This is a genomic window from Pseudomonas qingdaonensis, from assembly GCF_018398475.1.
GTDB classification, from domain to species: domain Bacteria; phylum Pseudomonadota; class Gammaproteobacteria; order Pseudomonadales; family Pseudomonadaceae; genus Aquipseudomonas; species Aquipseudomonas palmensis.
In genome coordinates, this window is sequence record NZ_CP074676.1 from 4,318,415 (window position 1) to 4,341,138 (window position 22,724).

General features: G+C 59.9%; 24 protein-coding genes and 2 pseudogenes. 12 read left to right on the forward strand and 14 right to left on the reverse strand.

What is annotated here, in order from left to right; all coding sequences use genetic code 11:
- Positions 1-52: 52 nt before the first annotated feature.
- Entirely contained in the window at positions 53-577 is a 525-nt protein-coding gene (locus tag KH389_RS19650; RefSeq protein WP_054915837.1) for an ankyrin repeat domain-containing protein, read from the reverse strand.
- A 273-nt stretch (positions 578-850) separates the two neighbouring features.
- Here KH389_RS19650 and KH389_RS19655 point away from each other — a divergent pair, with 273 nt between their 5' ends.
- Positions 851-1,123, forward strand: a complete 273-nt coding sequence (locus KH389_RS19655) for a DUF3509 domain-containing protein (protein ID WP_043862711.1) — start codon at positions 851-853, stop codon at positions 1,121-1,123.
- Positions 1,124-1,215: 92 nt separating this feature from the next.
- On the opposite strand, the gene KH389_RS19660 is transcribed toward KH389_RS19655, so the two are convergent.
- Genes KH389_RS19660 through aroC form a run of 3 tightly spaced genes read right to left on the reverse strand, consistent with a single transcriptional unit; the run spans position 1,216 to position 4,021 of the window.
- Complete coding sequence (locus KH389_RS19660; RefSeq protein ID WP_213606079.1) at positions 1,216-1,743, reverse strand: acireductone dioxygenase; 528 nt, start codon at positions 1,741-1,743, stop codon at positions 1,216-1,218.
- Entirely contained in the window at positions 1,740-2,891 is a 1,152-nt protein-coding gene (locus KH389_RS19665; protein WP_213606080.1) for an MFS transporter, read from the reverse strand. Before KH389_RS19665 ends, KH389_RS19660 begins: the two co-directional genes overlap by 4 nt.
- Positions 2,892-2,929: 38 nt before the next feature.
- Positions 2,930-4,021: a chorismate synthase gene (gene aroC / locus KH389_RS19670; RefSeq protein ID WP_043862708.1), complete on the reverse strand. Its 1,092-nt coding sequence runs from the start codon at positions 4,019-4,021 to the stop codon at positions 2,930-2,932.
- A gap of 145 nt (positions 4,022-4,166) precedes the next feature.
- Here aroC and KH389_RS19675 point away from each other — a divergent pair, with 145 nt between their 5' ends.
- Together KH389_RS19675 and KH389_RS19680 are read left to right on the forward strand one after the other, a co-directional pair.
- Positions 4,167-5,129, forward strand: coding sequence for an alpha/beta hydrolase (locus KH389_RS19675; RefSeq protein WP_213606081.1), 963 nt, complete (start codon positions 4,167-4,169; stop codon positions 5,127-5,129).
- A 106-nt stretch (positions 5,130-5,235) separates the two neighbouring features.
- Positions 5,236-6,033 carry a hypothetical protein gene (locus tag KH389_RS19680; protein WP_054915840.1) on the forward strand — a complete coding sequence of 266 codons (798 nt, stop codon included), beginning with the start codon at positions 5,236-5,238 and terminating at the stop codon, positions 6,031-6,033.
- An 88-nt stretch (positions 6,034-6,121) separates the two neighbouring features.
- On the opposite strand, the gene prmB is transcribed toward KH389_RS19680, so the two are convergent.
- Positions 6,122-7,030 (reverse strand): 50S ribosomal protein L3 N(5)-glutamine methyltransferase, encoded by a 909-nt coding sequence (prmB, locus tag KH389_RS19685; protein ID WP_054915841.1) that lies wholly within the window; start codon positions 7,028-7,030, stop codon positions 6,122-6,124.
- Positions 7,031-7,220: 190 nt separating this feature from the next.
- Here prmB and KH389_RS19690 point away from each other — a divergent pair, with 190 nt between their 5' ends.
- The 5 genes from KH389_RS19690 (at position 7,221) to KH389_RS19710 (ending at position 9,860) form a co-directional block, all read left to right on the forward strand.
- Positions 7,221-7,811: a cysteine hydrolase family protein gene (locus KH389_RS19690; RefSeq protein WP_054915842.1), complete on the forward strand. Its 591-nt coding sequence runs from the start codon at positions 7,221-7,223 to the stop codon at positions 7,809-7,811.
- A 73-nt stretch (positions 7,812-7,884) separates the two neighbouring features.
- Positions 7,885-8,202: a hypothetical protein gene (locus KH389_RS19695; protein WP_043862703.1), complete on the forward strand. Its 318-nt coding sequence runs from the start codon at positions 7,885-7,887 to the stop codon at positions 8,200-8,202.
- Between the two features lie 52 nt (positions 8,203-8,254).
- On the forward strand, positions 8,255-8,812 hold the full coding sequence (locus KH389_RS19700; RefSeq protein ID WP_213606082.1) for a Smr/MutS family protein: 558 nt from the start codon (positions 8,255-8,257) through the stop codon (positions 8,810-8,812).
- A gap of 69 nt (positions 8,813-8,881) precedes the next feature.
- A complete protein-coding gene (gene folE / locus KH389_RS19705; protein ID WP_054915843.1) occupies positions 8,882-9,427 on the forward strand; it encodes a GTP cyclohydrolase I FolE in 546 nt (181 codons plus the stop codon).
- A gap of 61 nt (positions 9,428-9,488) precedes the next feature.
- On the forward strand, positions 9,489-9,860 hold the full coding sequence (locus KH389_RS19710; RefSeq protein ID WP_043862700.1) for a glutathione S-transferase N-terminal domain-containing protein: 372 nt from the start codon (positions 9,489-9,491) through the stop codon (positions 9,858-9,860).
- Positions 9,861-9,903: 43 nt separating this feature from the next.
- On the opposite strand, the gene KH389_RS19715 is transcribed toward KH389_RS19710, so the two are convergent.
- A complete protein-coding gene (locus tag KH389_RS19715) occupies positions 9,904-10,506 on the reverse strand; it encodes a glutathione S-transferase family protein (RefSeq protein ID WP_100634492.1) in 603 nt (200 codons plus the stop codon).
- A gap of 145 nt (positions 10,507-10,651) precedes the next feature.
- Here KH389_RS19715 and KH389_RS19720 point away from each other — a divergent pair, with 145 nt between their 5' ends.
- On the forward strand, positions 10,652-11,845 hold the full coding sequence (locus tag KH389_RS19720; RefSeq protein WP_078479755.1) for a benzoate/H(+) symporter BenE family transporter: 1,194 nt from the start codon (positions 10,652-10,654) through the stop codon (positions 11,843-11,845).
- 38 nt (positions 11,846-11,883) lie between these two features.
- On the opposite strand, the gene KH389_RS19725 is transcribed toward KH389_RS19720, so the two are convergent.
- Complete coding sequence (locus KH389_RS19725; protein ID WP_054915845.1) at positions 11,884-12,645, reverse strand: SDR family oxidoreductase; 762 nt, start codon at positions 12,643-12,645, stop codon at positions 11,884-11,886.
- Between the two features lie 228 nt (positions 12,646-12,873).
- On the opposite strand from KH389_RS19725, the gene KH389_RS19730 reads away from it, so the two are divergent.
- Positions 12,874-13,878, forward strand: coding sequence for an NADP-dependent oxidoreductase (locus KH389_RS19730; protein WP_054915846.1), 1,005 nt, complete (start codon positions 12,874-12,876; stop codon positions 13,876-13,878).
- Positions 13,879-13,950: 72 nt separating this feature from the next.
- Here the strand turns inward: KH389_RS19730 and pyrF are convergent, their stop codons facing one another.
- Positions 13,951-14,652, reverse strand: a complete 702-nt coding sequence (gene pyrF / locus KH389_RS19735; protein WP_054915847.1) for an orotidine-5'-phosphate decarboxylase — start codon at positions 14,650-14,652, stop codon at positions 13,951-13,953.
- Positions 14,653-14,833: 181 nt separating this feature from the next.
- Here pyrF and KH389_RS19740 point away from each other — a divergent pair, with 181 nt between their 5' ends.
- Complete coding sequence (locus tag KH389_RS19740) at positions 14,834-15,001, forward strand: DUF2897 family protein (protein WP_078479756.1); 168 nt, start codon at positions 14,834-14,836, stop codon at positions 14,999-15,001.
- A gap of 107 nt (positions 15,002-15,108) precedes the next feature.
- Here KH389_RS19740 and KH389_RS19745 read toward each other — a convergent pair whose 3' ends face one another.
- Positions 15,109-15,435 carry a ComEA family DNA-binding protein gene (locus KH389_RS19745; protein ID WP_043862694.1) on the reverse strand — a complete coding sequence of 109 codons (327 nt, stop codon included), beginning with the start codon at positions 15,433-15,435 and terminating at the stop codon, positions 15,109-15,111.
- Between the two features lie 195 nt (positions 15,436-15,630).
- Here KH389_RS19745 and KH389_RS19750 point away from each other — a divergent pair, with 195 nt between their 5' ends.
- Positions 15,631-16,470 carry a BUD32 family EKC/KEOPS complex subunit gene (locus KH389_RS19750; protein ID WP_244988652.1) on the forward strand — a complete coding sequence of 280 codons (840 nt, stop codon included), beginning with the start codon at positions 15,631-15,633 and terminating at the stop codon, positions 16,468-16,470.
- 84 nt (positions 16,471-16,554) lie between these two features.
- On the opposite strand, the pseudogene KH389_RS27405 reads toward KH389_RS19750, so the two are convergent.
- From KH389_RS27405 to KH389_RS19770, 5 genes and pseudogenes are all read right to left on the reverse strand, one after another.
- A pseudogene (locus KH389_RS27405) lies at positions 16,555-16,689 on the reverse strand (IS256 family transposase); the annotation flags it as partial.
- Positions 16,658-18,007, reverse strand: a pseudogene (tnpC, locus tag KH389_RS19755) (IS66 family transposase). The pseudogenes tnpC and KH389_RS27405, both read right to left, overlap by 32 nt.
- A gap of 412 nt (positions 18,008-18,419) precedes the next feature.
- A complete protein-coding gene (locus tag KH389_RS19760) occupies positions 18,420-19,676 on the reverse strand; it encodes an O-antigen ligase family protein (protein WP_213606086.1) in 1,257 nt (418 codons plus the stop codon).
- 21 nt (positions 19,677-19,697) lie between these two features.
- A complete protein-coding gene (locus tag KH389_RS19765) occupies positions 19,698-21,077 on the reverse strand; it encodes an undecaprenyl-phosphate glucose phosphotransferase (RefSeq protein ID WP_058541099.1) in 1,380 nt (459 codons plus the stop codon).
- Between the two features lie 126 nt (positions 21,078-21,203).
- Complete coding sequence (locus KH389_RS19770; RefSeq protein WP_213606088.1) at positions 21,204-22,637, reverse strand: mannose-1-phosphate guanylyltransferase/mannose-6-phosphate isomerase; 1,434 nt, start codon at positions 22,635-22,637, stop codon at positions 21,204-21,206.
- Positions 22,638-22,724 lie beyond the last annotated feature (87 nt).

Sequence of the window (22,724 nt, forward strand, 5' to 3'; positions counted from 1 at the left end):
CCCTGCGAGGCGAAAAAAGTCGCCAAGGATAGCCGCAAAAGCCCCCTGGCAGTTAGCCGGCCAGCGCCTGCAACTGGGCGACGGTGTCGGGTGCGCCCATGGTTTGCGCGGCAACCAGTGCGGTGGCGCCCTGCGCGTCGCGGTGATTGGGGTTCGCGCCCTTGCCGAGCAGGTAGGTGACGATGGAGGTGCGGTTGAACATCGCGGCCAGCATCAGCGCGGTACGGCCATCGGCAGACGCTCCATCGATCAGCGCGCCCTTCTCCACCAGCAGCTCGATCATCGCCTGGTTGCCCTTGAAAGCGGCACCGGCAATCGGCAACTGGCCCTTGTCATTGGCAATCTGCGGGTCTGCGCCGTGCTCAAGCAGCACCCTCACCGCCTCAAGGTGGCCGTGGTAGCTGGCAAGCATCAGCAGCGTGTCGCCGTTGCCATTGCGAAGGTTGACCGGCAGGCCCTTCTCCAGCAGACGGCCAAGCATGTCGGCGTCCCCCTTGCGCGCCCGATCGAACACTTCTTCGGCAAAGGCTGCGGCTTCATCGTCGTTCATCGGGGTGGGGGTTGGGTGGTCGGTCATCGGGAACCTCCTGGCTGCGGTAGAGCCCAAGTCTTTGTCAGGGAAGGCTTTGGGTCAACCTCGCAAATCCCATGAGGACGACAGAGCAAATCTATTGGCCGCAAGGCACTGCAAAATGCACTGTGCAAATTGCACGACCATGCAGAATGCACGGCACCCATTGCGCACGACAACTTTAAGTCATTGTTTTATAAGCTTTTTTTAATCAAGGAAAACTGGCACGGTCGCTGCACCTATCACTTCATGTCTGCCACACAACAGTCAGGAGCTGATATGGACCTCATCCAGCAAAAATTCGCCTCGGTATTTTCCGCCTACGACGTCACCACCCAGGCTCGCCCTGATGGCGGTGTACTGCTGACGTTGCGCGCCGCCGACGGCAAACAGGTCAAGCGCTCGATTTCGTATGGCCAGCTGCACAGTGCCGAGCAACTGTCGTGGGCGATCAGCGCGATTCGCCGCGACCTGGCCGAGCAGGCCAGCGAGCTGCCGGTGATCTCGATGCTGCAAAGCCAACAGCGGTTCGCACTACCGACCTATCGCTGAATCGCGTAGCGGCCTTTGCTGGCAAGCCAGTGCCCACAGGATCATCTTGGTTCCTGTGAGCGCTGGCTTGCAAGCCAGTGGCCTCGGCGTGATCAATCGTCCAATCGCGCGTAACGCTCGGCCAGCTTCTCCCCCGTGAACTGCGCCACCACCCCTTCAGGCTGATTGAACAGTCGCACCGCCACGAAGTGCGGGTTGTCCCCGCCATCGATCCATACCCGCAACCCCGCCGGCACCACGATCAGATCCCCCTTCTCGCACACCACCGCATGCACGTACTCCCCTGCCCGCACGCTGACCAGGCTGCGCCCGGCTGCGAAGAAACGCACCAGGTCATCCGAATACACATGTTCGTCCAGCAGTTCGCTCATCAGATCGCCACTGGCGCTGATCACGTCGACGGCGCGGTAACCGCCTTCGTGTTGCAGCCGGTCGATCTGCACCTGGTAGGCGGCCAGCACACCGGCCTGGCCAGCATCGGCCTGCACAGGCGACTGCGCCGTCCAGCGCTCGAACCTTATTCCCTGCTCGGCCAGTGTCGCGGCGATGTCTTCAAGGTGGGTCAGCACCTTGTTGGGAATGTCCGGGGTGGACTGGTGAAACACGCTCAGGCTGCTCATGGGGCCTTTTCCTCTGTCATTCGAAACGCAATGATAACGGCTGCGACCAGTGCCGCGACGCTGGCAATACTAAAGGTGATGGTGGCGCCCAGGGCGTTCCAGCTGTAGCCCGAATACAGGGCACCCAGCGCACCGCCGGTACCGGCCAGGGCCGCATACAGCGCCTGCCCCTGGCCCTGCTGGCGAGCGCCGAAGCTGCGCTGCACGAAGGCGATGGCGGCCGCGTGAAAACTGCCGAACGTGGCGGCGTGCAGCAACTGGGCGAACAGCAGCACGCCCGGATACTCGGCAAAGCTCCCCAGCAGCCACCAGCGCAAGGCCGCCAGCAAGAGGCTCGCCAACAGCACCCGACGCAACGAGAACCGCGCCAGGATCCAGCTCATGGCCAGGAACATCAGCACCTCGGCCACCACCCCCAGCGCCCACAACATGCCGATGGTGCCGCGGGCATAGCCCAGGCGCTCCAGGTGCAGGGTGAGAAAGGTGTAATACGGGCCGTGACTCAACTGCATCAATGCCACGCACACGTAGAACGCGGCCACGCCAGGGCTGGCCAGTTGCCTGAGAAAGCCGCCACCATCGCTGCGCTCGTGCTGGCCTGGCGGCTGGGCATTGGGCACCCACAGGCTGGCCAGCACGATGCCGGCCATGATCGCCACCAGCGCCACCGGGTAGATGTCCAGGCTCAACCATTCGAACAATCGCCCCAGGGCCACCACGGTGAGGATGAAACCGATCGACCCCCACAGCCGCACCTGGCTGTAGCGGGCAGTCTGACCTTGCAGGTGGGCCAGGGTGATGACCTCGAACTGCGGCAGTACCGCATGCCAGAAGAACGCGTGCAGGGCCATTACCAGCGCCAGCCAGGCGTAGCTCTTGGCCACGAAGATCAACGAGAAGCTGGCCAGGGTGCACAAGGCCCCCAGGCGCACGATCAGCAGGCGCTGGCCGCTGCGATCGCCCAACCAGCCCCACAGGTTCGGTGCCACGCAGCGCATCAACATGGGGATGGCCACCAACTCGCCGATGCGCGCGCTGGAAAACCCCAGGTGATCGAAATACAGCGCCAGAAACGGCGCTGTCGAACCCAGCAAGGCGAAATAGAACAGGTAGAAGCTGGAAAGCCGCCAGTAGGGAATCGGCGCCACGGCTCAGCGGGCCGTGGCGTCGACGTCGGGCAGGTGCACTACAGCTGGCCCAGCACCGGGGTGGCTACCCGCACATCGGCGTTCTGGCCGCGGTGGCGCAGCAGGTGATCCATCAGCACGATGGCCATCATCGCCTCGGCGATAGGGGTGGCACGGATGCCGACGCAGGGGTCGTGACGGCCCTTGGTGATGACCTCCACCGGGTTGCCATCCACATCGATGGAACGGCCCGGGGTGGTGATGCTGGAGGTCGGCTTGAGTGCCAGGTGCGCAATGATCGGCTGCCCCGAGGAGATGCCCCCCAGGATGCCGCCGGCATTGTTGCTGAGGAACCCTTCGGGGGTGAGTTCGTCACGGTGTTCGGTGCCGCGCTGGGCCACGCTGTCGAAGCCGGCACCGATCTCCACGCCCTTGACCGCGTTGATGCTCATCAGCGCATGGGCCAGCTCGGCGTCGAGGCGGTCGAAGATCGGCTCGCCCAGGCCGGGCATCACGCCTTCGGCGACCACGGTGATCTTGGCACCCACCGAGTCCTGGTCACGGCGCAGCTGGTCCATGTAGGCCTCCAGCTCCGGCACCTTGTCCGGGTCGGGGCTGAAGAAGGCGTTGTGCTCCACCGACTCCCAGGTCTTGAACGGAATTTCGATAGGGCCCAGCTGGCTCATGTAGCCGCGGATGCGGATGCCCTGGGTGGCCAGGTACTTCTTCGCGATGGCACCGGCAGCCACGCGCATTGCGGTTTCACGGGCCGAGCTGCGGCCGCCGCCACGGTAGTCGCGCTCGCCGTACTTGTGGTGATAGGTGTAGTCGGCGTGGGCCGGGCGGAACAGGTCCTTGATCGCCGAGTAGTCCTTGGACTTCTGGTCGGTGTTGCGAATCAGCAGGCCGATGGCGCAGCCGGTGGTACGGCCCTCGAACACGCCAGAGAGAATCTCGACCTCGTCGGGCTCCTGGCGCTGGGTGGTGTGCCGGCTGGTACCGGGCTTGCGCCGGTCCAGGTCGTGCTGAAGATCGGCCAGCGAAAGCTCCAGGCCCGGAGGGCAGCCATCGACAATGGCGACCAGCGCCGGACCATGGCTTTCGCCAGCGGTGGTGACAGTGAACAGCTTGCCGTAGGTATTGCCGGACATGCAGGGCGCTCCGCGTTCAGCCTGATTTTTAACTGGATGGTAACAAGGCCAACCAGTATACGCAGGGTATACCCTTAGATCACCTCCGGGCGCGAACCTAATGCCGCCGGACGAGTCAAAACGCCACCTCCTCGCTAATGGCCTGATGATGCTGCGCACGTTCGCCCTGTTGTTCCTCCTGTTTACCGGCCTGGCCCAGGCCGCGGCCCCCACGGTACTGCAACGACCGATCAGCCTGGTGACCGACGACGGCACCCTGCAGGGCAGCCTGCTGTTGCCGCGCAGCGACACGCCGCCACCGGTGGTGCTGATCATCGCCGGCTCCGGCCCCACCGACCGTGACGGCAACAATCCCGCCGGCGGACGTATCGACAACCTCAAGCGCCTGGCCCTGCTGCTGGCCAACAACCGCATTGCCAGCGTGCGCTACGACAAGCGCGGGGTGGCCGCCAGCCGCGCGGCAACCCCCGACGAGCGCAACCTCAGCGTCGAGCGCTATGTGGCCGATGCCGTTGCCTGGGGCCATCTGCTCAAGGCCGACCCGCGCTTTGGCCCGCTGATCGTGCTGGGTCACAGCGAGGGCGCACTGATCGCCAGCCTCGCGGCCGAACAGGCCGGCGCCAGCGCGGTAATTTCAGTGGCAGGCAGCGGGCGCCCGGTCGATCAGGTACTGCGCGAGCAACTGGGTGAACGCCTGCCGGCGACCGAGCGAGCCCAGGCCGTACGCCTGATCGAGCAGCTCAAGGCCGGCCAGCCCAGCACCCAGGTACCGCTGCACCTGCGCGACGTGTTTCGCCCCAGTGTGCAGCCGTACCTGATCTCGCTGTTTCGCCAGGACCCGGCCGCCGCCTTCGCCCGCCTCCACTTGCCGGCGTTGATCGTGCAGGGGCGCAACGACGTCCAGGTCGAGGTCAAGGATGCCGAGAGACTGCACGCTGCCAAGCCGGACGCCGAACTGGCACTGATCGACGGCATGAACCACATGCTGCGCATCAGCCCGCGTGAAATGAGCCAGCAGCGCGACAGCTACAACAACCCCGAGCTGCCCCTGGCCAGTGCCCTGGGCGAGCGGATCGTCGAGTTCATTCGTCGATTGCCGGCGGCATGAAGCGAATTGGCGCAAATTGTGTCTCCAGTCTTGCGCAAAGCGGCCGATAAGCCGGTGCAGGCGTCGCCCTTGCGACCCGCCTGCTGTGCACAAAAGGACCGCCGTGATGACTGAAGCCACCCCCCAGGACGCCCCAGACGCGACCGACGAATCGCCAGCCCCGGAAGCGGCCCCGCTGCCCTGGGCGGACGTTGTGCCCGAGCATTTCCAGATGCTGCGCCTGTCCCCGCAGCCCACCGACCGCAACACCGGCGCGCGGCCGCTGCGCTTCGTGCAGTACGGTTATGCCGAACGGCACAACAAGACCCACAGCCTGCTGCGCATGGAAGTGCGCCTGCCTGGGCAGAAGGTGCGCAAGGAGCAGAATCGCCTGGATATCTGGGTGGACCATGAGTTGCACCAGATCAAGATCGGCCCCGACAGTGGCTTGCAGATCGAGCCGGTCAGCCGTGGCCTGGGGCGCTTCCTGTTGTCGCAGGCGGTGCACTGGGTACAGCGCAAGTGGTCGCACTACCGGGTCGAGGGCATGGCCCTGGCCAACAAGGACGCACTCAACGAAGACACACGCCTGCGCCGCGACCAGGTGCTGCGCAGCCATGGCCTGGAGGTCGAGTACGCCGATGCGCAGCACCTGAAGGGGCGCTGCGTGGAAGTCCAGGCAGGTCAGCTCAAGGGTGGCTGGAATACCGACAAGGTGCAGAAGGTAGACATCCTGGATGCTGCGGGCATGCTGCAGCAGGCCGAGCAGAACCTGCAGGAGAAGGAAGCACAACTGCGCGAGCGCGATGAGCGGGTCAACAAGTACCGCCGCGAAGACAGCGGGTTGCGCTTCACCATCACCTGCCTGGTGGCCTTTGCGGTATTCCAGGCCGGGCTGCTGATCTGGATTGCCACCAACCGCTGAAAGCGTTGCGGGTCAAGCCCGCCCCAACACGGCAATGCGGCCCTGTTGGGGCGGGCTTGACCCGCGACAGGCTTGAAATCTGTATCCCTTACACCCGCGAAGCAAACAGCGCCTGATGCTGCCGGCATTGTTCGGCCGTGAGCATGAACACCCCGTGCCCGCCACGTTCGAACTCCAGCCAGGCGAAATCCACCTCCGGGTACAACTGCTCGACATGCACCTGGCTGTTGCCGACCTCGACGATCAGCAGGCCCTTCTCGGTCAGGTGATCCGCCGCCTCGGCCAGCATGCGCCGTACCAGGTCCAGCCCGTCATTGCCGCAGGCCAGGCCCAGCTCCGGCTCGTGGTGGTACTCCTGGGGCATGTCGGCGAAATCCTCGGCATCGACATACGGCGGGTTCGACAGGATCAGGTCGAAACGCTGCCCCGGCAACCCCTCGAACCCATCGCCCTGCACGGTGAACACACGTTCTTCAAGACCATGGCGCTCGATGTTCTGGTTGGCCACTTCCAACGCCTCGAACGACAGGTCGGCCAGCACCACCTCGGCCTCGGGGAACACGTCGGCGCTGACGATGCCGATGCAGCCGGAGCCGGTACACAGGTCGAGAATGCGCGCGGGTTCGGCAGCCAGCCATGGCTCGAAGCGTTTTTCGATCAGTTCGCCGATGGGGGAGCGCGGGATCAGCACGCGCTCGTCGACGATGAACGACATGCCACAGAACCACGCCTCGCCAAGCAGGTACGCGGTCGGCACGCGTTCTTCGATACGTCGCTTGAGCAGGCGCTGCAGCTTGACCAGCTCGTCGTCTTCAAGACGGCAATCGAGATAGGCGTCGGCCACTTCCCATGGCAGATGCACCGAACCCAGCACCAGCAGGCGTGCCTCGTCCCAGGCGTTGTCGGCGCCATGCCCGAAAAACAGCCCCTGCTCATGAAAACGGCTGACAGCCCAACGGATGTGGTCGCGCAGGGTGCGCAGGCGGGAAGTGATCACGGGCAGACTCCTTTAAAGACGACCGGCAATTCTAACAGCCTGGAACACAAATGGGCCCGCCAATACGCCTCTGGCCGCAATTGTGCTCATGCCTGCAGGCCGCTATCCACGCCGCATGCACGCTAAGCCATTCACATAAGTCGCCAAGCAGGGGACAATAGGTGAAAAGCCCTATCCAAAGGAGCCCCTGATGTCCGTTCCAACGACGATGTTCCACCTCAGCGGTCGCGGTTATCCGCCGGCCAAGCTGAGCAACGCCAGCCTGGTGATTATCGATGCGCAAAAGGAGTACCTGAGCGGGCCCCTGGCGCTGTCGGGCATGGACGAAGCGGTGGCCAACATCGGCAAACTGCTCGAGGCTGCACGCAAGGCCGGCCGGCCCGTGGTGCATGTGCGCCACCTGGGCACCGTGGGTGGCCTGTTCGACCCACAGGGCTCGCGCGGCGAGTGGATTCCGGGCCTGGAGCCGCAGGGCGATGAAGTCGTCATCGAAAAACGCATGCCCAACGCTTTCAAGAACACCACCCTGCACGAGACGCTGCAGAAGTACGGCCACCTGGACCTGATCGTGTGCGGCTTCATGAGCCACTCCAGCGTCAGCACCACCGTGCGCCGCGCCAAGGACTACGGCTATCGCTGCACCCTGGTCGAAGACGGCTGCGCCACCCGCGACCTGCCGTTCAAGGACGGCGTGATCCCGGCCGCACAGATCCAGCAGAGCGAAATGGCGATCATGGCCGACAACTTTGCCTGTGTTGCACCCGTCAACAGCCTGATCTGACCACCCGACAGGCAAGTGGAACCACTCTGGGGCGTTCGGGTCCAACCCCGGATACCCTTTGAGGAAAGTCGGAATGAAGTTATCCAGTTTCGACGCCAGGCGCCTGCGTCCCCGCGAACAACGCAACTGGGGCGCACGTCTGGCCACGGCGTTCTCGGCACTGCTGGCGATACTCGGCGTGCTCCTGACCATGGCCGGCGTCGCTGGCCTGCTGGGCCATGCCGAGGCGCTGGGCGAGCTCAACAACAACCGCCCCGGCGCTGCCGTGGTGCTGGGCCTGGGCTTGCTGTCGCTGTACCTGGGCGTCTGGTCCTGGCGCCGCAGCCGGCTGCGCCTGCGCCGTGCCAGGGGGCTGAACCTGTCGCCGCACCTGATGAAGAAACACGATTGACTGCAACCCTGTGGGGAGTCGCGTAAACTGCGCCGCCCAGGCGGAGGCTTACATGCAAGACGACGATTTTTCCCTGTTCAAGAGCCAGATGCATGGCGTCAAGCCGATCCGGCATGATCGCGCCGACACCGGCAAACCCAAGGCTGACCGCAAGCAGCTGGCCAGCCTGCGCCAGGCTGCGACCGTGCGCAGCGACCAGACGGTGATCGACGGCCTGTCCGATCAGTTCGTCATCGACGTGGGCCCGGAAGACGACCTGCACTGGAGCCGCGATGGCGTGCAGGAAAGCCAGATGCGCAAGCTCAAGCTTGGCCAGATCGGTTTCGAAGGCAGCCTGGACCTGCACGGCATGACCGTGGAGAAAGCCCGCGAGACCCTCTGGGCATTCCTGGCAGAGGCCACGCGCTTCGAGGTGCGCTGCGTGCGAGTCACCCACGGCAAGGCGGTGCGGCTCGATGGCAAGCGTCCGATGATCAAGAGCCACGTCAACACCTGGCTGCGCCAGCATGCCCAGGTACTGGGTTTTACCTCGTGCCAGGCGCGCCACGGCGGCACCGGCGCGGTGTATGTCATGCTCAAGCGGACCATGCTTGATGGGCGTGACGAGTAACGCCGCGCTTGCAGCGCCGTCACAGCCGCCGTACCCTTCGCTTTTGCGATAAATCCCACAGGTAGATCCATGTCCCTGGAACAGCACTACACCGCGATTCTCGGCCAACTCGGCGAGGATGTTTCCCGCGAGGGCCTGCTCGATACGCCCAAGCGGGCTGCGAAGGCCATGAAGTACCTTTGCCGCGGCTACGACCAAACCCTGGAAGAGGTGACCAACGGCGCCTTGTTCAGCTCCGACAACAGCGAAATGGTCCTGGTCAAGGACATCGAGCTGTACTCGCTGTGCGAACACCACATGCTGCCGTTCATTGGCAAGGCGCATGTCGCCTATATCCCGAGCGGCAAGGTGCTGGGCCTGTCCAAGGTGGCGCGCATCGTCGACATGTACGCTCGCCGCCTGCAGATCCAGGAAAACCTCAGCCGCGAGATCGCCGAGGCGGTTCAGCAGGTGACCGGCGCGCTGGGCGTGGCCGTGGTGATCGAAGCCAAGCACATGTGCATGATGATGCGCGGTGTGGAAAAACAGAATTCGTCGATGATCACCTCGGTGATGCTCGGCGCCTTCCGCGACAATGCTGCCACCCGCAGCGAGTTCCTCAGCCTGATCAAGTAATCGGCCGAGGTTCTGCGAGCCGACCTGCCCAGGTCGGCTTTTTTCATTGTGAGGAGTTGCCATGATCGTCAAAGCACTGCGGGTTGGCCTTGGCCAACTGATCGTCTTCCTCGACTGGGTCAGCCGCCCGAGCAAGCTCAAGCGTGATGCGGCCGCCCAGGCGAATGTCGAGCAGCAGGCCAAGGGGCTGAGCCTGTATCAGTTTCACGCTTGCCCCTTCTGTGTGAAGACCCGCCGTACACTGCACCGCCTGAACGTGCCGGTGGCACTGCGTGACGCGAAGAACAACGAACAGGATCGCCAGGCCCTGCTGGAGCAAGGCGGCAAGATCAAGGTGCCGTGCCTGCGCATCGAGGAAGACGGCAAGACCACCTGGATGTACGAGTCCAAGGTGATCATCGACTACCTGAACCAGCGGTTCTCGGCGGTCTGACAGCGCTTGGCCGGCAGGGCTGCCCCCTGCCGGCAAAACACCATCAATCGATCATGGGCACATGCCGCTCATGCGAGGCCACGCGTTCCAGCCAGGCGCGAATCTTCGGGTAATCATCCAGCAGGAAGCCGGCTTCGTGGGCCACATGGGTGTAGGCATACAACGCCACATCGGCAATCGAGTACTTGTCACCGACCAGGTAGGGCGTTTCCTGCAACTGTTTCTCCATCACCTTCAGCGCCTTGTGCCCGCCCTTCTGCAACGACTTGTATTCATCGACGCGATCTTCGGGCATGCCCAGGTAGAACTGGATGAAACGTGCCACGGCAATGTAGGGCTCATGGCTGTACTGCTCGAAGAACTGCCACTGCAGCACTTGCGTACGTAAACGCGGTTCACTCGGCAGGAACAGGCTACCTTCGGCGAGGTAGTTAAGAATGGCGTTGGACTCCCACAGATAACTGCCGTCCTCCAACTCCAGCACCGGCACTTTTCCGTTAGGGTTCTTGACCAGAAACTCAGGGCGCTCGGTCTCGCCATTGAGGATGTTCACGGGACACCATATGTACGGAATATCAAGCAAGTGCAACATCAGCTTGACCTTGTAGCAGTTGCCCGACTGGTAATCCCCGTAGACCTTGTACATTGTTCCCCCCTCTCCAAAGCTGAAACGAAACCGCCGTCCATAGTTGGCGACTGTACGGTTAAATGCAATGGTTGCTGTATGGCAAAACTCGCCCTATCGCAGCGTAGTCTGAAAAACCCGCTTACACCCGCACAAGGATTACTGCATGCCTGACGCCACCTCTGCGCCAATGCGTCCGCTGGCCGACACCTCCCCCTCGGCGGTGGTCGCCGGTTTCATTGCCATGCTCACGGGCTATACCAGCTCGCTGGTGCTGATGTTCCAGGCGGGCCAGGCGGCCGGCCTGACCACCGCGCAGATTTCCTCGTGGATCTGGGCGCTGTCGATCGGCATGGCGGTATGCAGCATTGGCCTTTCACTGCGATATCGCACGCCCATCACGGTCGCCTGGTCGACCCCCGGCGCAGCCTTGCTGATCACCAGCCTGGGCGGCGTGAGCTATGGCGAGGCAATCGGCGCCTACATCACCTGCGCCGTACTGGTGGTGATCTGCGGGCTTACAGGCAGTTTCGAACGCCTGGTACGGCGCATTCCGGCATCGCTGGCCGCGGCCCTGCTGGCCGGTATTCTGTTCAAGATCGGCAGCGAGATCTTTGTTGCAGCCCAGCATCGGACCGCCCTGGTGCTGGGGATGTTCTTCAGCTACCTGCTGATCAAGCGGCTGTCGCCGCGCTATGCGGTACTGACCGCGCTGGTGGTAGGCACCGCGATCGCCGCAGTGATGGGGTTGCTGGACTTCAGCGGCTTCCACCTGGAGGTGGCGACACCGGTATGGACCACGCCGTCGTTCTCGCTGGCCGCGACCATCAGCATCGGCATCCCCCTGTTCGTGGTGGCGATGACTTCACAGAACATGCCGGGTGTGGCGGTGCTGCGTGCGGACGGGTACCAGGTACCTGCCTCGCCGCTGATTTCAGTGACGGGCCTGGCCTCGCTGCTGCTGGCCCCGTTCGGCTCGCACGGCATCAACCTGGCGGCCATCAGCGCCGCGATCTGTACCGGGCCGCATGCCCATGAAGATCCGAGCAAGCGGTACACCGCGGCGGTCTGGTGCGGGATCTTCTATGGCATTGCCGGCGTGTTCGGCGCCACCCTGGCGGCACTGTTCGCCGCGTTGCCCAAGGAGCTGGTGCTGTCGATTGCCGCACTGGCGCTGTTCGGCTCGATCATGAACGGCCTGACGGTCGCGATGAGCGAGGCCAGGGAGCGCGAGGCGGCCTTGATCACATTCATGGTCACGGCCTCGGGCTTTACCCTGTTCTCGATCGGCTCGGCGTTCTGGGGGATTGTGGCGGGGGTACTGACGCTGATGATCCTGAACTGGCGCAAGCCTGCCTGATCGACACGGGAGGGCCTGGCCCTCCCCTGCCCCACCCGCTAGATAGCGGTGGCACCACCATCGATTGCCAGAGCCTGGCCAGTGGTGAATGCCGCACCGTCGCTGCACAGGTACAGGACCGCTGCAGCGACTTCCTCGACCTTGCCCACGCGGCCGACCGGGTGCATGGCGGCGGCGTATTCAGCCTTGCGTGGATCGGCCTCGTAGGCACGGCGGAACATGTCGGTGTCGATCACCGCCGGGCACACCGCATTCACCCGGATCAGTTTCTTGGCGTACTCGATGGCGGCCGACTTGGTGAGCCCGATCACGGCATGCTTGGATGCGCTGTAGATGCTCATCTTGGGCGCAGCCCCCAGGCCGGCGACCGATGCGGTGTTGACGATCGCACCGCCGCCCTGGGCGAGCATCAGCGGCAACTGGTGCTTCATGCACAGCCACACGCCCTTGACGTTGACGCCCATGATCGCATCGAATTCGGCTTCGCTGCCGTCGGCCAGGCGCCCCTGCTCGATTTCTATACCGGCATTGTTGAAGGCGTAGTCCAGACGACCGTATGCCTCGACAGTGCGCGCCATCAACTGCTGCACGTCCTGCTCGCGGGTAACGTTGCAAGGTACGAACAGTGCCTGGCCGCCGGCGGCCTGAATCAACCCGACCGTGTGTTCGCCACCGGCGACGTCCAGGTCTGCCACCACGACCTTCAGGCCTTGTGCGGCGAATGCCAGCGCCGTGGCCCGGCCGATGCCGGCGCCGGCCCCGGTGACCAGGGCAACCTGGCCGGAAAAAGTCATGCTCATCGATAACTCCCGCAACGTAGTGAGGACAATGGCGGGAGTCTAGTCATCGGCGGTGGCTCCTGGGCAGCATCATCAGGCACGCAGTGAACACACCATCGAACCGGGTGATTTTAGCTGCTAGGCTCAATCATCCAGATGGATCAATCACCATTCGCCACAAGGCTGGACCTTGCCGATTTGCCGATGCAGGCCTATCAACAGGGTTTGCCTTCCAGAGAGAACCTTGCCATGACCGACAGGACCAACCGCCGCTTCCTGCTTGCCAAGCGCCCCACCGGGGCAGTGACACGTGATGACTTTACCTTTGAAACCGTGCCTGTGAGCGAGCCTGTCGAGGGACAGGTAGTGGTGAAGAACCTGTACCTGTCGCTGGACCCGGCCATGCGCGGGTGGATGAACGAGGGCAAGTCCTACATTGCGCCTGTAGGTATCGGCGAGGTCATGCGCGCACTGGGTGTCGGTGAAGTGGTGGCGTCCAGGCACCCTGACTATGCCGTGGGTGATACGGTGAGCGGAGCCCTTGGTGTACAGGATTACTTCATTGGCGAGCCCAAGGGCCTGCATAAGGTCGACCCTAGGCTGGTACCGTTGCCACGTTATCTCTCCGCCCTGGGCATGACCGGAATGACGGCCTACTTTGCCCTGCTGGAAGTGGGTGAGCCCAAGACGGGCGAAACCGTGGTGATCTCGGGTGCAGCGGGAGCGGTCGGCAGCATTGCCGGGCAGATCGCCAAGCTCAAGGGCTGTCGTGTGGTCGGGATTGCCGGCGGCGAGCAGAAATGCCGCTACCTGGTCGATGAACTGGGCTTTGACGGGGTTATCGACTACAAGGCCGAAGACGTACTGGAGGGACTCAAGCGCGAGTGCCCAAAAGGGGTGGATGTGTACTTCGACAACGTCGGCGGGGACATCCTCGATGCAGTGCTCAGTCGCCTGAATTTCAAGGCGCGGGTGGTGATCTGTGGTGCCATCAGCCAGTACAACAACAAGCAGGCGGTCAAGGGCCCGGCCAACTACCTGTCGCTGCTGGTAAACCGCGCGCGCATGGAAGGTTTCGTAGTGATGGACCATGTGGCCAAGTACGGCACCGCAGGCAACGAAATTGCCGGCTGGCTGGCCAGCGGCAAGCTCAAGAGCAAGGAGGATGTTGTCGAGGGGCTGGAGACCTTTCCCGAAGCGCTGCTGAAGCTGTTCAGCGGGGAAAACTTTGGCAAGCTGGTGTTGAAGGTATAAGGGGAACGCCTTCGCCAGCAAGGCCGGCTCCTCCTTGTAGGAGCCAGCCTTGCTGGCGAAAAACCGAGTCGCTTAGCCGCGAATTTCGGCTACCACTGCAGCCAGCGCTTGAGCAGGGTCAGCCGCCTGACTGATCGGGCGACCGATTACCAGGTAGTCGGAGCCGGCGTCCAGCGCCTGGCGCGGGGTAAGGATACGACGCTGATCGTCCAGGGCGCTGCCGGCAGGACGAATGCCCGGAGTCACCAGCTGCAACGACGGGTGCGCGGCCTTCAGGGCCGGGGCTTCCAGGGCGGAGCACACCAGGCCGTCCATGCCGGCCTTCTCGGCCAGGGCGGCCAGTCGCAGCACCTGCTCCTGCGGCTCGATGTCCAGGCCAATACCGGCGAGGTCTTCACGCTCCATGCTGGTCAGCACGGTCACACCGATCAACAGCGGCTGTGGCCCGCTGCGCTGGTCCAGCACGTCGCGACAGGCCGCCATCATGCGCAGGCCGCCAGAGCAGTGCACGTTGACCATCCACACGCCCATTTCGGCTGCGGCCTTCACGGCCATGGCGGTGGTGTTGGGGATATCGTGGAACTTGAGGTCCAGGAACACTTCGAAGCCCTTTTCACACAGGGTTTCAACGATGCCCGACGCACTGCTGGTGAACAGCTCCTTGCCGACCTTGACCCGACACAGCGCGGGGTCCAGCTGATCGGCCAGTTTCAGGGCGGCGTCACGGGTAGGGAAATCCAGGGCGACGATGATAGGCGTCTGACAGGCGGACATGGGCAGGCTCTCTGGGCAAGTCGAAATCGGCGCGCATTGTAGCCGATGCGCAGTGCCAATGGGGGCCGGTGATCGCGAATTCGCCCCCAGGTGGTGGGCCTCTTATACTTGAACCATCGACGGTCGTGTCGAGTCCAACATCACAGAGGCGGCGCCATTCGCCGTCGATAAGGAGAAGCTCATGCCCTGGTATGCCTGGTTGATCTTGCTGGTTGCCATCGGCTCGATTGTCGGTGGCTTGATGATGCTGCGTGATACTGCGAAGAAGCTGCCCTTGACCGAAGAGCAACTCAAGCGCGTGCATGAGCGTAATGCCGAAGCCGATGCCAAGGACGCGCAAGACCGATAAGCGTGGCGCTTCCCCGCCTTCTGCAGGCGCCGGCATTGCCGGCGATGGGCCCATGCCATTTGATGATAAAAACGGATCGAGCATTGCCCGACCCGCCCCTCCTCAGGTCACTTGACCGCCAGTTTGTCCCGGTTGCGCTCGATCAGCGCCTGGCCGATCCCCTTCACTTCCAGCAACTCATCCACTGACTCGAACGCGCCGTTGGCTTCGCGGTAGGCCACGATCGCTTCAGCCTTGGCCTTGCCGATACCTGCAAGCGACGACTGCAGTGTCGCCGCATCGGCAGTGTTCAGGTTGACGGTGGTTGAGGCGAGCGCTGCGCTGACTGTAGTGACTGGCAAGTCGCCCGCGGCCTTGGTGGCCGCCGCAAACGACGGCAGCGAGAACGCGCTGAGCAGCGCGAGCAGCAGAGAAACAAGAAAGGTATTGCGCATAACGGTGGCACTCCTTGGTGTGTGAGCTTGCTAAGGCAGCGATTCCTTGGCTGCCTGTAAAACCTAGCGGCTCAAGAACAACAGATCCACAGTCAAGGTCAAAAGGATTCAAACAAGATGTGAAAGAAATGTAAAAATGTGTAGGAAATGTTACCGTTTTGGCCGTCCAAAAACTCTTACACGGGATGTGCAGCGGTGCGCGAAGGGAAGAACAAGCTGGTTGATGGATTTCCGTTTACATTCAAGCATCAGCGCTCGACAGTTCATCTGAACGCGCCTGTGAGCACTGCGCTGGCGGCAACGCTTACGCTGTTGCTTGGCCAGGAACGCCCGTCAAACCGGACAAGCGCGCCACTATCTACAGGCGATAGCCCATTGTTTGCCAAGCGCCAAGCGATTGAGACCCTCCCAAAGAGGATCCGCTTTACGCGCGGTACCCGCAAAAGCTGTGGCATGTTCGACTGGCCAATCGAAGAGCTGATAAACACTACGGAAGCGCACCGCCGCGGCGCGAGTGTGCCCGGCGTGGTTGGCTATGGGTATACCAGGTCACGCATGGGGTTGATGAATGACTTCGTCATCATCACAGAACTGTTGCAGAACTACACAGACGGCTATCAGTGGATACTCGCCAAGCCTGAAGAAGTGGAGCGGGTGATCGGTGCGGCGTTCGAGTTGTTGCTTTCGCTGAACAGCAGCGGGATCTATCACATGGATCTATGGGCGGCGAATGTGATGATGTGTAACGACGGGGTGGGGGCAACGCATGCGATCGATTTAGAGAATTGCTTTGCCGCCGCACCACGGTTTTTGAGTGAAACCCTGGGCTTTCAACTGGGGTTCTTCTATCGCAGAGAGGTAGGGGGGCTGGTTGGGGAGTCGGCGTACGACGCTTTAGTAGCGCGAGCCCTGGAAACCTGCGAGGGGATTAATCGGGAACGATTTCATGCTGTGTACCAAATGGCCAAGCACCATCATATTGGTCGCAAGGAACGACGGGATATTTTTTTGAGTGGGCGAGTGGTATTGGGGTGACGACAAGAGGAAACGTATGGGGCGGCACTGTTTTTTTGTGAGGGCCGATAACGGCTAGCCGTCAGACAGGCCAAGCATATGGGGCACGAAAAATGTAATGACTCGTTCCCAGATCCGCCGCCCGGCAGTCGTTACCGCTGGATACTGTTAACCCCAAGGCCCGCTCTCAAAGATATACAGCGCCTGTTCAGCCGCTTCGGCATTGACGGCCTGATAGATCGTAAGCACTCCATAAACCCCACCTTGTCAAAGATGGTGCGGTGCGTTGCCGATACACTTGAGGCACGCACCTCCACGGCAGCAGGGCTTCGTAAGCCTCAACTGAGGACGCCTGTGGCAGGCGTTCCAGTGCGCAATAGGGCTTTTGGTCATTAGCTTTGGCGGTTTCTACCAATCTGTAAAGTTGACCACTGGCCACCGCGCCGTTAGGCGTGTCGCTAAACAACCGGTTATTTCGTCCCATCACGAAGGGGGGATCGCGCGCTCTGCGACGTAGTTGTCGATCGGTAGGTAGCCTTTCTCCACCTACCGTTCAAGTCTGCTCCAGTTGCTTGCCAGATAACTAATGGCTTTCCGAACGCGTTCTGAGCGCTAACTCGTGGTTGTGTCTTTTCGCTCCAGCTTTTCAATTGAGCAACTATCGGCAGGCTTTGTTCGTGAGGACCGGTTTTACGCTCAGCGTCGCTGCCGCCCTTCAAGTCGCGTTCGATCCCATAAAGCTTGTTGATCAAATTCAGCGCGATGTCGGCATTACCCGTCTTGCTTTTGGGCTGCACTTTTTGTGCTTTCACGAATTTGCGACGTGCGTCCGCCCAGCATCCCTAGCGCTCACTCTTGCTTGGGCGCCCAGTGCGTTGTAACCGGCATAATCATCGCTCATGACGTAGACACGATAGCCATCGAAAAGGCGTGTAGACACTTCCTGCGCTCGGCTGGTGGAGTAATCAAAAAGGATGACCTGCTTATCCGGTGGACCGCCGCTTTGCACCCACATCCACGACTGGTTGTTTGGCTCGCGGTCAGGTTCTTTCAACACCTGCACCTGCGTTTCATCGCAGTAGATGATTCGACTGGCTAGCAGGCGGTCGAGCATCAGCTTCAGCAGCGGCTGGAAGTGCTCGCTGCACTGGATAACCCACCTTGCCAAGGTTTGGCGCGGGATATCAATGCCGTGGCGACCCAGCACTGTTTCAAAGCGGTATGGCGGCAAACCGTCTACATATTTGGTGGTCAGCATCATCGCCAGTACGCTGGGGCTAGATATGTTTTTTCAATCACCTGAGTCGGTTTGTCCGCCGTGGCCGGTGCAGCCTCGCAGTCGCGGCAACTGTAGACTTTACGAACGTTTTTGATTACCCGTACCGGCTTCTGCGTCTTCGTCGGCAACGTCGGCAATGCTTTCTGCGTTATCGAAAAGGGCTAGCTGGAGTGTAGCAGGGTCAGCTGTCTGCTCGGACTTGCGCCCGAACAAGCGCTGACGCAGCAGCGCGTTTTCCTCTTCGAGAAAACCGACCCGTGACTGCGTCTTCGCAAGCATCTGCTTGAGTAGCTAAAGATAGAACGTGCCTCACCGAAACCGGGCCTACACAGTTGACCAGGGACCGAAGTGCTCTGGCATATCTCGCCATGCGGCACCCGCGAACAGCCCCCAGAGCAAGCCATCAAGCCTCAAACAGTCGCCTGGAGGGGAGCCGGCCCCCGCCATGGTTTTCGATAAAGAGATCGGCAACTACATCCCAGGCCTCATACGAGAGTTCATAACGCTTTCACATCACAGAACTACTTTCCGTAGATGGCTGGAAACTCTACAAAATCTCAGTTTTCGAGGGGTGGTGATTAAATTTCTCGACATATCGTACAGAGCCTAACCTATACACTGCAGGTATATATTGGTCAACAACAGCAGGATAAGACTGCTTCGCTGGGATTCGCTGACCATTATCGGGAAACTAGCTTGACGGCGCTGCTTGATCAGCTTGTTTAGACCGCATCGGCACCGCCAACAAAATCGCCACTGGCAACCAGAACAACGTCCAGTAGTCACCAGGTCGAGTAAAGACTCGCTCAACATCCGTCAGCATGGCGATCAGCGCAAAGACCAGTGCAGGAAATGCAAGGCGCACCCAATAGTTGCTGCGCAGTTTCCACGCTTTATGTGCCAACGCCAGCAGACCCGCACCGAGCAAGGCAAGCGAGACGATACCACTATCGTAGACCTGTTGGAGGTACAAGCTATGGGCATGAGGGGAAACTTGAACACCATCAGGCCAGCGATACTCGAATGGTGTACCCAGCCCGTGCCCAACGGCCCAGTGACCTGACATGACTTTAAAATAGTAGACCCAAATAGGCCCGCGCCCAGATAACTGTTTTTCCTGAAACTCGACAACCAACTGTGGCCAAAACTTGATGACCAGTGCAAGAACAAGCACTGTACCAATCCCCAGCAACCACCAACCGAGCCTGGAGTTTTGTAAAATTATGACAGCCACAATGCCACCCAGCAAAGCAAACCATGCCCCCCTGGTATAGGTCAACAATACATAGAGGCTCAACAGCATGAAGATAGCGAGCCAAAACAGCACTGACTTGAACGCCGTGCGTTTATCCAGTGCCACACCGAGCGCCCAAATAGCAATGGCACCGTGAAAAATACCGGCGACCACAGGCCAGCCGTAATTGGCAAAATTTCCAATACCCGAGCGATCAATACGGTAGGCACGATAGGCCAGTGGTTTATCCAGAATGCCAAACTGATAAACAATGCTGACTAGGGCACCTACAGCCACCATGACCACCCCTGCCAACAACGCTTTTTTCAGAAAACCCTCATTGTAGGACATTAATAAGTAGATCGCTTGAAGATACAGGGCAATCAACAACCCTCGTTTCGCAAGCGAGAACGCATCCTTTTCAGATCCTGTTGCCCATACTGTACTCAAGCCGACCCAAAGCAGAAAAAAAAACCATGGAATATAGTGAACCGACGGTACACATTTATTCCGAACGATCAATTTGTAGAAAATAAAAATTAACGCTGGCAAAAGAAGCCATATATATACTTGAGCATTCCTCGCACTACCGGACTGAATCCAAACCTTACCACTCAACTGAATGAATAACCCGACAGCCAGCATCCAGATCAAAACAAGCTGCCAGCTTCGACCTCTAGAGCAATGACCTGGCAACACTTCTATTCCATTCATAACTACTACTTCCCAAAAAAATCAAAATGCGTTTTTATTAATGAAGCCTTTAAAAACAGTAAGAAATATAATTTTCAGATCAACCCAGAGTGACCAGTTATCGATGTACCAAAGATCGTACTCGACACGCTTTTGCATTTTTTCAAGCGTATCAGTCTCCCCGCGGTAGCCACTGACCTGAGCCCAACCGGTAATACCTGGCTTAACCTTATGCCGCTGCATGTAAGACTCGACCAATTCCTTGTAGTACTCGTTATGCGCCAACGCATGGGGGCGAGGCCCAACAATCGACATACGCCCTTGGAGCACATTGAAAAACTGCGGTAGTTCATCAAGGCTGGTACGCCGTAAAAACGCCCCGACTTTGGTCACTCGCACATCGTCGCGCGTGGCCTGGGTAACGCCACCTTCGCTATGCACTACCATTGAGCGAAATTTGTACACTTTGAAATGTTTGCCGTTGATGCCCGTTCGATACTGTTTAAACAGAATCGGCCCAGGGGACGACACCCTGATTGCAACAGCAATCACCAGGCAAACCGGGAGTATCATTAGGCTGATCAAGCCTCCAATAATCAAGTCCTCAAGGCGCTTGACCACCAACGCCGAGCCATCCATCGGGCTGCAGCTAAGGTCCAATGAATACAAGCCAGCAATATGGCTCACCTTGTGGTTCAGCAAGCGGATATCACCCCATTCCGGAATGAAGCGAACCGCAACGGTGTGGTGGCGAAGCGCATACATGATAGAGCGAATGACGCCCCCTTCACTGAGCGGTAGGCACAGCCATACTTCATGCACGCCTAACTCATCAACTTTGGCGACCAAGCTGTCCACCCAGTCGTCGTTTTGACTAAACGCAAGGCTTGTGGAAATACGAAAACCGTCTTCTTCCAAGGTGCGGCCACTGTTTAGCTGACTGGCGGACTGCCCTCCGGAATCAACCAGCAGTACGCTCTTCAGGTTCAGTCCAGAGCCGCGTATGCGACGTAATATCAAAAATACGGAAAAGCGTAGCAACAAACACAGTGCCCCTCCCGTAAACAACATTACGCTGAACCAGATGCGGGAATAGTTATCTGAAATCTTCAGGAAAAACGTCAACGATAAAAGAACGCCTGCAGCAGACAGCCAGCAAACCACCAGGACACCGAGTTGGCGCCAGAAGGACTGACCTCGTTGCGAGCCATAAACTCCGCCCAACGCCAGGCAGATCACGACCACAATGGCCGTAATCATCGTTGCGGTGTTGTAACGCCCCGTCATTTCAAAGTGCTGAAAACGGTAATGGAAGGCAAACAAGCCCGCCACCAAGACGATGACCATGTCCGTTAACGCGACAAAAAAAGGAACGGGATACCGTTCTGCAAATGTTGGTTGATACCGATGAGTGACTTGCATGTCTTTGAACAGGCCCCAATCTCTATAAAACACTGGTTAGCGTGCAATGCAGCCGGGCACCGCCCCGCAGCCAAACCCCTAACCCTACACAGCAACTCAGAGGCGCCAGCACCGCCTGAGTCACTATCAGTCATGCTTTACTTTTTTTGGTTTGACACGCCCGTACTTGTCTTCAAAGCGAACGATATCGTCTTCACCCAGGTACGTACCTGATTGAACCTCGATGAGCTCCAACGGGATAACACCTGGATTTTCCAATGCATGAACCTGGCCGATAGGGATGTAGGTGGATTGGTTCTCCGTGACCAGATAGGTTTTGTCGCCATTGGTGACACTCGCCGTACCACTCACCACAATCCAGTGCTCGGCTCGGTGATGGTGCATCTGAACGGATAGCTTGGCTCCGGGTTTTACGGTGATACGCTTGACCTGATAACGATGCCCACTGTCGATCGAATCGTACACACCCCAAGGACGATACACTTCACGGTGATTGGCATGCTCATGGCGCTGATCCTGCTTGAGCTGCTCAACAATCTTTTTGACGTCTTGCACATGACTCTTGTGGGCAACCAGGACGGCGTCCTTGGTCTCGACAATAACAAGATCCTCGACCCCTACCGTCGTCACCAGCCGATGCTCGGCATGCACATAGCTATGACGAGTACCGTGTTGAAGAACATCCCCCTTCAAGACATTCCCGTTGATGTCCTTTTCGCTGACATCCCACAGTGCAGACCATGACCCGATGTCACTCCATCCAGCATCCAGCGGCACCATGGCGGCATCGGCCGTTTTTTCCATCACCGCATAATCGATCGAGTCGTCCGGGCACTCGCTAAATGCTTTTGCATCAATACGGGTGAAGTACAGGTCCTGCTCTGCACCTGCCAATGCCTGCTGGCACGCCTTGAGAATGTCGGGCTGGAACGCCTCCAGCTCTGCCAAATAGCGGCTGGCACGAAACATGAACATGCCACTGTTCCAAAAATAGTCCCCAGAAGCAACATAATGCTGGGCAGTGGACAAGTCCGGCTTCTCCACGAAACGGTTAACCTTGAACCCTTCACTACCAAGCACTTCGCCCTTCTGGATGTAGCCATAACCGGTTTCAGGGTAGGCCGGTACGATGCCAAAGGTCACAAGTTTGCCTGCTGTGGCTAACACCATGGCAGCCTCAATACTGGCATGGAACGCAGGCACGTCTTGAATCAAGTGATCGGCAGCCAAAACCAGCAGCAACGGATTCTGACCTTCCTCTATGGCCTGTAATGCCGCCAGAGCAATGGCAGGTGCCGTATTACGCCCCATTGGCTCCAGCAGAATGTTGGCCTGCTCCAGGCCAATCTGACGTAGCTGCTCTGCTGCAAGAAACCGATGCTGCTCGTTGCAAATCAAGCGCGGCGCTTGGGCGTCCAGCCCCTGCAGGCGCTCAATCGTTGCCTGCAGCATGGACTGATTTTGGTCGACCATCGGCAAAAATTGCTTAGGGTTAAGTTGACGCGAAAGCGGCCAGAGACGCGAGCCGGAACCGCCAGCCATGATTACCGGAAGCAACATGTGTTTTTGTCCTTTGAAGTCGTACTACCAAAAAATGAATTCTGCATGCCGTGCAGCACGCCCAACACATTACAACAAGAAAGAAAA